The following is an 8,800-nucleotide window of genomic DNA, read 5'->3' as shown; positions in this document are numbered from 1 at the left end:
CCGACAACCGGGCGCGGGGGCCCCACCACGACCGACGGCAGCCAGCAGGCAGACAACCGGAACCGGGACCCCACCGAGGCCGACGGCAGCGAGCAGCCAGACAACCGGGCGCGGGGGCCCCGCCGAGGTCGGCGGGGGCGAACAGCCGAGTGCCCGGGGCGCGGCACGGGCCCGTCTGCCGCGTCCCGGAGTTCAGCTCCCGTGGCCGCCCGGCTCCCGCTCCTCGTCCGGTGTCCCGCCGATCCAGTTCTGGAAGGCGCGGCGCGGGCCCGACCAGCGGCGGTCGTGGCGGGCCGCGCGGCGGGCGGCGCGGTCGCGGGCGCGGGGCCGACGGGCGTAGCAGCGCCGGGCCCAGTAGGAGCCGGGGCGGGCCAGGCGTACCGCGCCGACCAGGGCGACGACGGGCACGATCGCGCCGAAGACCGCGACCCGGGTCTTGCCCTTGACGAGGGCGACCAGCGAGAAGAGGAAGTTGGTGGCGATCGTGGCGATCACCGAGCCGCGGTTGTCCAGCTCGTCCTCGGTGAGGCCGTCCACGCCGAACGGGGAGAACCCGGCGAGGACCAGGCCCACCAGGGCCGCCGTGAGGACGACCGCCTCCACGCTCTGGCGGCCCGCCTCGGTCCAGTACACGTCGTCGAGGTGCAGGATCAGCGCGAACTCGTCCAGGACGAGACCCGCCCCGATGCCGAAGACCACCGCCGTCACCGCCCCGCCGACGCCCTGACGGCCCGCGGCGACCGCGCCGAACCCGCCGATCACGGTGAGGACCACGCCGGGGACGACATGGTGGATGTGCAGCCCGCTCTCCGTGCTGACGTTGCCGAAGGGGCCCTTCCCGGCCCGGATGAGACGGGTGATCAGCCGGGTGACGAGGAAGGTGAGGACGAACGCCGTCAGCGCCAGCAGGAGCGGGAGCTTCCCGGGTTCGACGATGTTCCGGTACAACCATGAGCCCATATGCGCCAGTTTGCCCGCAAGTCGGGCTCGAACGGCCGCTCGCGTACGCTTCCGGCGTGTTCACCACTCCCGCCCCGCACGCCCTCCGGTTCGCCTTCGGCACCCTCACCGTGCTGCCCGTCAGGGTGACCCGCTGGGACCGCGAGGCGGCCCGCGGCGGAATGCTCGTCGCGCCCGTCGTCGGGCTGGTGGTGGGCGCCGCTGCCGCCACCGTGGGGCTGCTGCTGCTCGCGCTCGGCGCCGGCGCCCTGCTCGCCGCCGTGGCCACCGTCGCCGTGCCCGCCGTGCTCACGCGCGGGCTGCACCTCGACGGGCTCGCCGACACCGCGGACGGGCTGGGCAGCGGGAAGCCCGCCGAGGACGCCCTGCGGATCATGAAGCAGTCGGACATCGGCCCCTTCGGGGTGCTCACGCTGGTCTTCGTGGTGGCGGGTCAGACCGCCGCGCTCGCACAGGTGTACGGCGACTCCTGGGCGCGCGGCGCCTTCACCGTGACCGTGTCCGCGGTCGCCGCCCGGCTGGCGCTGACGCTGACCGCGCGGGCGGGGGTACCGGCGGCCCGGCCGGAGGGGCTGGGCGCGGCGGTCGCCGGGGTGGTGCCGGTACGGGGGGCGGCCGGGGTGGCCCTCGCCGTCGCCGCCGGGGCGGTGGCCGTCGGGGGCGCGGCGTTCGGGCCGGGCGGGGCCGTCCGTACCGCCGTCGCCCTGGGCGCGGCGCTCGCCGTCGCCGAGGCGATGCTGCGGCACTGCACGCGCCGCTTCGGCGGGGTGACGGGGGACGTGTTCGGCGGGCTGGCGGAAACGACCGCAACCGTCTCGCTCGTTGTGCTGTCCTTGTCACCGGGGTGACGGAGGGTCAGGTCACCCGCCGCACGTCATCGTCATCGTCGTCAACGGGGGGCCTCATGCCCAAGTCACGTCGCGCCATCGCCTGGTTCATCGACTTCGCCCTGGTGGTCACCGCGGCCGTACTGCTGGCCATGCTGACCTTCAACCGCGTGTCCACGCTCGTCGCCGACGTGCCCGAGCTGGCCACCAGCAGCGGCTGGGAGCTGGTGACCTCGCGCGGTGACGTCATCGACGCCTCGCAGGGGCTCGGGCTGTCGCTGTGGAACAAGACCGTGCTCTACGTCGAGCAGGCGTTCGGCGCGCTGGCCGTGGTCACGTTCCTCTACCAGTGGGCCTGTCTGGCGCTGCTCGGCCGCACCCTCGGCAAGGCGCTGACCGGTCTGAAGGTGGAGGCGGCGGAGAAGCGGCAGGTGGCGGTGCGGGCCGCCGTCACCACCACCGCGGACGTGGTCGTGTACGCCCTGGCCTGCGTGCTGCTGGTCGAGGGCCAGTTCCTGCTGTCGGTCGTGGTCTGGGCGGCGGCGGTGGCCCTCTTCTTCCTCAACGCGCTGCCGGTCCTCTCCCCCACCGGGCGCTCCCTCGCCGACCGGGTCGCCGGGACGACGGTCACCACCGCCCTGGGCTTCAGCAGGCCCGTCGCCATGCCCCCAGCTCGTACTTCTTGAGCATCGAGCTGAGGTCGAGCCGACGCGCCTCGGGGCAGAAGGCGCGGGTCGGCAGCTCGTACTCGACGTGGAAGACCGCCTTGCCCGCCTCGACGAACGGGGTGAGCGCGGCGCACTCGCCGTACTGGGCGCACTGCTCGTTGACCGCGAAGTCGAAGTCGTCCACCAGTTCCGGGATCTGGGCGAGGTCGTTCTTCAGGCCGACGGCGAGGCCGCGCTCGTGGGCCAGCCGGGCGATGAGGCGGTTGTAGCGGAGCTGGTCGGCGGCGGTCAGCTCGAAGCCGGTGCGGTTGCGGTAGCCGTCCATGTTGTCGGGCTCCACGGCGTCGAAGCCCTTCTCCGCGCACATGTCGATCCGGGCCGCCATCAGCGGTTCCAGTACGTCGGTACGGCGGATGTCGAGCCAGCGTTCGCCCTCCCAGCCGTTGCCGCGGCCCAGCATCGCGTCGGGGAAGTCACCGGCGTCGGGACGGAACTCCTCCCAGGCGCCGGTGGAGAGGTAGCAGACGACCTTGCGGCCGTCCCGGCGCAGCCCGGCGACGGTGTCGGTGTCGTGGTCGAAGCCGTCGATGTCGTACACCGGCACGTCCACGGAGGTGTCGAGACGGCCGCTGAGCTGCCACTGCCAGGGCGTGCCGGGACCCGGCTGCCAGCGCGGGCCGGGGTCCTGGCCGTCGGGGCCGGCGGCGCAGCCCGCGAGCAGCAGGGCGAGCAGGGTGACGAGGAGGATCGGGCGTCTCACCGGGCGGGCTCCAGGGTGGGCGGCGGCGTACACCCAGGAGGATCGCCGCGGGCGGCGGACGGTTGCGGCGCGCGCTCCGATACCCGGCGAGTGTGACTCACGCCATGGAGTGCGAGGATCGGCAGACGGCCACGACGCCACCCACCGGTGAACGTCCGGAGGCGTGAGCGCACGCACTTCCGCGCGTAGGCTCGTGGCCCACGGGTCCCGCCCAGGTGACGACAGCGTGCAGGGCTGCGTCTAGGGTCGGCTGATCGGGCCCGGCCGACCCGATCCGTTCGGCCAACCGCAACTTCACATCGGAAGCGAGATTTCACCACCGTGACTGCTCTCACTCTCAGCACCGCCGCGGCGCCCGGCCTGCGGGCCGACGCGATCGTGATCGGTGTCGCCAAGGGCGACAAGGCCCCGGTCGTCGCACCGGGCGCCGAGGCCGTGGACAAGGCGTACGACGGCAGGCTCGCCGGCGTCCTGGAGACGCTCGGCGCCTCGGGGGCCGAGGGCGAGGTGACGAAGCTGCCCGCGCCCGCCGGTTTCAAGGCGCCGCTCGTGGTGGCGGTGGGCCTGGGCGCCGAGCCGGGCAAGGACGCCGCGTACGGCACCGAGGCGCTGCGCAGGGCCGCCGGTGTGGCCGCCCGCGCCCTCGCCGGGTCCAAGAAGGCCGCCTTCGCCCTGCCGGTCGCCGACGCCGCCGCGGTCGGCGCGATCGGGGAGGGCGCGCTGCTCGGGGCGTACGCCTTCGACGCGTACAAGGAGATCGGCCGTCAGGCCAGGGACGCCCAGAAGGGCAAGGGCGACGGCAAGGCGCCGCTCGCCGAGGTCGCCGTGCTCGGCGGGAAGCCCCGCGACAAGGCGCACAAGGCGGCCGTGGAGCGTGCCCTGGCCGTCGCCGAGGAGCTGAACCGCGCCCGCGACCTGGTCAACACCCCGCCCAACGACCTCAACCCGGAGGCCTTCGCCGCCGTCGCCCAGGCCGCGGCCAAGGAGCACGGCATCAAGGTGCAGGTGCTCGACGAGAAGGCGCTCGCCAAGGGCGGCTACGGCGGCATCCTCGGCGTCGGCGCCGGGTCGGCGTCCGCGCCGCGGCTGGTGAAGCTGTCGTACACCTCGTCCAAGGCGAAGAAGCACCTCGCGTTCGTCGGCAAGGGCATCACCTACGACTCCGGTGGCATCTCGCTGAAGCCCGCGGGCCACAACGAGACGATGAAGTGCGACATGAGCGGCGCGGCGGCGGTCTTCGCGGCCGTGGTCGCCGCGGCGCGCCTCGGTCTCGACGTGAACGTCACCGGGTGGCTGGCGCTGGCCGAGAACATGCCGTCCGGTTCCGCGACCCGGCCGGGTGACGTGCTGCGGATGTACAGCGGCAAGACGGTGGAGGTGCTCAACACCGACGCCGAGGGCCGTCTGGTGCTCGCCGACGCGCTGTGGGCGGCGTCCGCCGAGAAGCCGGACGCGATCGTCGACGTGGCGACGCTGACCGGCGCGATGATGCTGGCGCTGGGCAGCCGGACGTTCGGTGTCATGGCCAACGACGACGCGTTCCGCGCGGCGGTCGTGGACGCGTCGGCGGAGGTCGGGGAGGCGTCGTGGCCGATGCCGCTGCCGGAGCACCTGCGCAAGGGGATGGACTCGCCGGTGGCGGACATCGCCAACATGGGTGAGCGGATGGGCGGCGGGCTGGTCGCCGGGCTGTTCCTGCGGGAGTTCGTGGGCGAGGGGATCACCTGGGCGCACCTGGACATCGCCGGGCCCGCGTTCAACGAGAGCGGACCGTTCGGGTACACGCCCAAGGGCGGTACGGGGACGGCGGTGCGGACCCTGGTCCGGCTGGCCGAGCTGGCGGCCTCGGGGGACCTGGGCTGACGGTCGCCCACCGAGGCGGTGACTTCGCGCCGTCCCGCGGCCGCGGGGGCGTGGGGGCGTGGAGGCTGGTCGCGCACACGCGGCGGTAGCCGCACATCGGCACGGCCCCGCGCCCCCCGGGGTCGGCTCTCCCGAGGTCGGGTGGTGGGACGTGGGGCGTCTCACACCCCGGCCCCGCGTCTCCTCCGGGGCTGACAAGTGCGAAGATGGGGCACGGCAGGACAGGGCCCCCACCGAAGGGCCGACAGCAATACAGCGGCCGGACACCAGCCGCCGACCGGTCACCGCTGACCGGCGTGGCGCACATGCATGGAGGACGTGACGTGGCGAACGACGCCAGCACCGTTTTCGACCTAGTGATCCTCGGCGGTGGCAGCGGTGGTTACGCCGCGGCCCTGCGCGGGGCTCAGCTGGGCCTGGACGTCGCCCTGATCGAGAAGGACAAGGTCGGCGGTACCTGCCTGCACCGGGGTTGCATCCCCACCAAGGCCCTGCTGCACGCGGGTGAGATCGCCGACCAGGCGCGTGAGAGCGCCCAGTTCGGCGTCAAGGCCACGTTCGAGGGCATCGACGTACCGGCCGTCCACAAGTACAAGGACGAGGTGATCTCGGGCCTGTACAAGGGTCTCCAGGGTCTGGTCGCCTCCCGGAAGGTCACGCACATCGAGGGTGCGGGACGGCTGTCGTCCCCGACCTCCGTGGACGTGAACGGCCAGCGGATCCAGGGCCGCCACGTGCTCCTGGCCACCGGTTCCGTGCCGAAGTCGCTGCCGGGGCTGGAGATCGACGGCGACCGGATCATCTCCTCGGACCACGCCCTCGTCCTGGACCGCGTGCCGAAGTCCGCGATCGTCCTGGGCGGCGGCGTCATCGGCGTCGAGTTCGCCTCGGCGTGGAAGTCCTTCGGGACCGACGTCACGGTCATCGAGGGTATGAAGCACCTCGTCCCGGTCGAGGACGAGAACAGCTCCAAGCTGCTTGAGCGCGCGTTCCGCAAGCGCGGGATCAAGTTCAACCTCGGCACCTTCTTCGAGAAGGCCGAGTACACCGCCGACGGCGTCAAGGTCACCCTCGCCGACGGCAAGGAGTTCGAGGCCGAGGTCCTGCTGGTCGCGGTCGGCCGCGGGCCGGTCTCCCAGGGCCTGGGTTACGAGGAGGCCGGGGTCGCCATGGACCGCGGCTACGTCCTCGTCGACGAGTACATGCGGACCAACGTCCCGACGATCTCCGCGGTCGGCGACCTGGTCCCGACGCTCCAGCTCGCGCACGTCGGCTTCGCCGAGGGCATCCTGGTGGCGGAGCGTCTGGCCGGTCTGAAGACCGTCCCGATCGACTACGACGGCGTGCCCCGGGTGACGTACTGCCACCCCGAGGTCGCCTCCGTCGGCATCACCGAGGCCAAGGCCAAGGAGATCTACGGCGCGGACAAGGTCGTCGCTCTGAAGTACAACCTGGCGGGCAACGGCAAGAGCAAGATCCTGAAGACCGCGGGCGAGATCAAGCTCGTCCAGGTCAAGGACGGCGCGGTGGTCGGCGTGCACATGGTCGGCGACCGTATGGGCGAGCAGGTCGGTGAGGCGCAGCTGATCTACAACTGGGAGGCGCTGCCCTCCGAGGTCGCCCAGCTCATCCACGCCCACCCCACGCAGAACGAGGCGCTCGGCGAGGCCCACCTGGCCCTCGCGGGCAAGCCCCTCCACTCCCACGACTGAGCCTTCGTTCCACGGGCGCGACGACACAGACTTCCGCAATTCGTTAGGAGCAACCGAAACCATGGCGGTTTCCGTAACCCTTCCGGCGCTCGGTGAGAGCGTCACCGAGGGCACTGTCACCCGCTGGCTGAAGGCCGAGGGCGAGCGCGTCGAGGCCGACGAGCCGCTGCTTGAGGTGTCCACCGACAAGGTCGACACCGAGATCCCCTCGCCCGCCGCCGGCATCCTCGCCTCCATCAAGGTCGCCGAGGACGAGACGGTCGAGGTCGGCGCCGAGCTGGCCGTCATCGACGACGGCAGCGGCGCCCCCGCCGCCGCCCCGGCGCCCGCCGCCGAGGCCGCCCCGGCCCCGGCCGCCGAGCCCGCCCCGACGCCGACCGCGGCTCCGGCCGCGCAGGCCCCGGCCGCCCCCTCCACCGAGCAGGCCGCTCCGGCCCCGACCGCCGAGGCCGCGGCCGGTGGCTCCGGCGCCGAGGGCACCGACGTGGTGCTGCCCGCGCTGGGCGAGTCGGTCACCGAGGGCACCGTCACCCGCTGGCTGAAGTCGGTCGGTGACAACGTCGAGGCCGACGAGCCGCTGCTTGAGGTGTCGACGGACAAGGTCGACACCGAGATCCCGGCGCCCACCTCGGGTGTGCTGCTGGAGATCGTGGTCAACGAGGACGAGACGGCCGAGGTCGGCGCCAAGCTGGCCGTCATCGGCGCCCCGGGCGCGGCCCCGGCCGCCGCTCCGGCCCCCGCCGCCCCGGAGCCCGCCGCGGCCCCGGCACCGGCACCCGCGCCGCCCGCGCCCCCGGCTCCGGCGCCCGCGGCTCCGGCCGCCGCCCCGGCGCAGCCCGCCGCCCCGGCGCAGCCCGCCGCTCCGGCGCCCGCGCCGACCCCGGCCCCGGCTCCCGTCACCCCGGCTCCCGCCCCGGCCGCCCCGGCCGCCGCGCAGCCGACTGACGAGGGCGCCTACGTCACCCCGCTGGTGCGCAAGCTCGCCGCCGAGAACGGCGTCGACCTGTCCGCCGTCAAGGGCACCGGCGTCGGCGGCCGGATCCGCAAGCAGGACGTCCTCGCCGCCGCCGAGGCCGCGAAGGCCGCCGCCGCTCCGGCGCCGGCCGCCGCTGGGGCTGCCGGAGGCCCTGCCGCCGCCCGCAAGGCGCCGGTCCTGGAGGCCTCCCCGCTGCGCGGTCAGACCGTGAAGATGCCGCGGATCCGCAAGGTCATCGGCGACAACATGGTCAAGGCGCTGCACGAGCAGGCGCAGCTCTCCACGGTCGTCGAGGTCGACGTGACCCGGCTGATGCGGCTGCGTGCCCAGGCCAAGGACGCGTTCGCGGCGCGCGAGGGCGTCAAGCTCTCCCCGATGCCGTTCTTCGTCAAGGCCGCCGCGCAGGCGCTGAAGGCCCACCCGGTCATCAACGCCAAGATCAACGAGGCCGAGGGGACCATCACCTACTTCGACACCGAGAACGTCGGTATCGCGGTGGACTCCGAGAAGGGCCTGATGACCCCGGTCATCAAGAACGCCGGTGACCTCAACCTCGCCGGTATCGCCAAGGCCACGGCCGAGCTGGCGGGCAAGGTCCGCGGCAACAAGATCACGCCGGACGAGCTGGCGGGTGGCACCTTCACCATCTCCAACACCGGTTCGCGCGGCGCGCTCTTCGACACGATCATCGTGCCGCCGGGTCAGGTCGCGATCCTCGGCCTCGGTGCCACGGTGAAGCGTCCGGCCGTCATCGAGACGGAGGAGGGCACGGTCATCGCCGTCCGCGACATGACCTACCTGACCCTCTCCTACGACCACCGCCTGGTGGACGGCGCCGACGCCGCCCGCTACCTGGGCGCGGTCAAGGCGATCCTGGAGGCGGGCGAGTTCGAGGTCGAACTCGGCCTGTGACCTCCCGGTAAGCGTCCCGCGGCGCCCCCGTCCGGAATCCTCCGGACGGGGGCGCCGTACGTCGTCCGCCGATGTAAGTCTCGTCTCACCTGCGTCAAAGCGCCCCTTCGCGCCCCTCCCGT

General features: G+C 73.2%; 7 protein-coding genes. 5 read left to right on the top strand and 2 right to left on the bottom strand.

The annotated features are described in order from the left end of the window. Nucleotides 1–192: 192 nt before the first annotated feature. Complete coding sequence (locus ABZ659_RS24120) at nucleotides 193–960, bottom strand: hypothetical protein (RefSeq protein ID WP_360223705.1); 768 nt, start codon at nucleotides 958–960, stop codon at nucleotides 193–195. Between the two features lie 56 nt (nucleotides 961–1,016). Between ABZ659_RS24120 and ABZ659_RS24115 the strand changes: the two genes are divergently transcribed. After that, the gene (locus tag ABZ659_RS24115; protein WP_360223703.1) at nucleotides 1,017–1,808 is read left to right on the top strand and encodes an adenosylcobinamide-GDP ribazoletransferase; all 792 of its coding nucleotides are present in this window, start codon (nucleotides 1,017–1,019) and stop codon (nucleotides 1,806–1,808) included. A gap of 56 nt (nucleotides 1,809–1,864) precedes the next feature. After that, nucleotides 1,865–2,473: an RDD family protein gene (locus ABZ659_RS24110; protein ID WP_360223701.1), complete on the top strand. Its 609-nt coding sequence runs from the start codon at nucleotides 1,865–1,867 to the stop codon at nucleotides 2,471–2,473. On the opposite strand, the gene ABZ659_RS24105 is transcribed toward ABZ659_RS24110, so the two are convergent. Beyond that, nucleotides 2,433–3,215 (bottom strand): endo alpha-1,4 polygalactosaminidase, encoded by a 783-nt coding sequence (locus ABZ659_RS24105; RefSeq protein ID WP_360223699.1) that lies wholly within the window; start codon nucleotides 3,213–3,215, stop codon nucleotides 2,433–2,435. The genes ABZ659_RS24110 and ABZ659_RS24105 overlap by 41 nt on opposite strands. A gap of 321 nt (nucleotides 3,216–3,536) precedes the next feature. On the opposite strand from ABZ659_RS24105, the gene ABZ659_RS24100 reads away from it, so the two are divergent. The 3 genes from ABZ659_RS24100 (at nucleotide 3,537) to sucB (ending at nucleotide 8,678) form a co-directional block, all read left to right on the top strand. Beyond that, complete coding sequence (locus ABZ659_RS24100; RefSeq protein WP_360223697.1) at nucleotides 3,537–5,078, top strand: leucyl aminopeptidase; 1,542 nt, start codon at nucleotides 3,537–3,539, stop codon at nucleotides 5,076–5,078. A 323-nt stretch (nucleotides 5,079–5,401) separates the two neighbouring features. Next, nucleotides 5,402–6,790 carry a dihydrolipoyl dehydrogenase gene (lpdA, locus tag ABZ659_RS24095; RefSeq protein ID WP_360223695.1) on the top strand — a complete coding sequence of 463 codons (1,389 nt, stop codon included), beginning with the start codon at nucleotides 5,402–5,404 and terminating at the stop codon, nucleotides 6,788–6,790. 61 nt (nucleotides 6,791–6,851) lie between these two features. Beyond that, entirely contained in the window at nucleotides 6,852–8,678 is a 1,827-nt protein-coding gene (gene sucB / locus ABZ659_RS24090) for a 2-oxoglutarate dehydrogenase, E2 component, dihydrolipoamide succinyltransferase (protein WP_360223693.1), read from the top strand. Nucleotides 8,679–8,800 lie beyond the last annotated feature (122 nt).

The organism is Streptomyces sp. NPDC006997 (genome assembly GCF_040635175.1).
Classification (GTDB): Bacteria; Actinomycetota; Actinomycetes; order Streptomycetales; family Streptomycetaceae; genus Streptomyces.
Note: the sequence above shows the minus strand (reverse complement) of the source record. Positions and strands in the feature narration are given on the sequence as shown.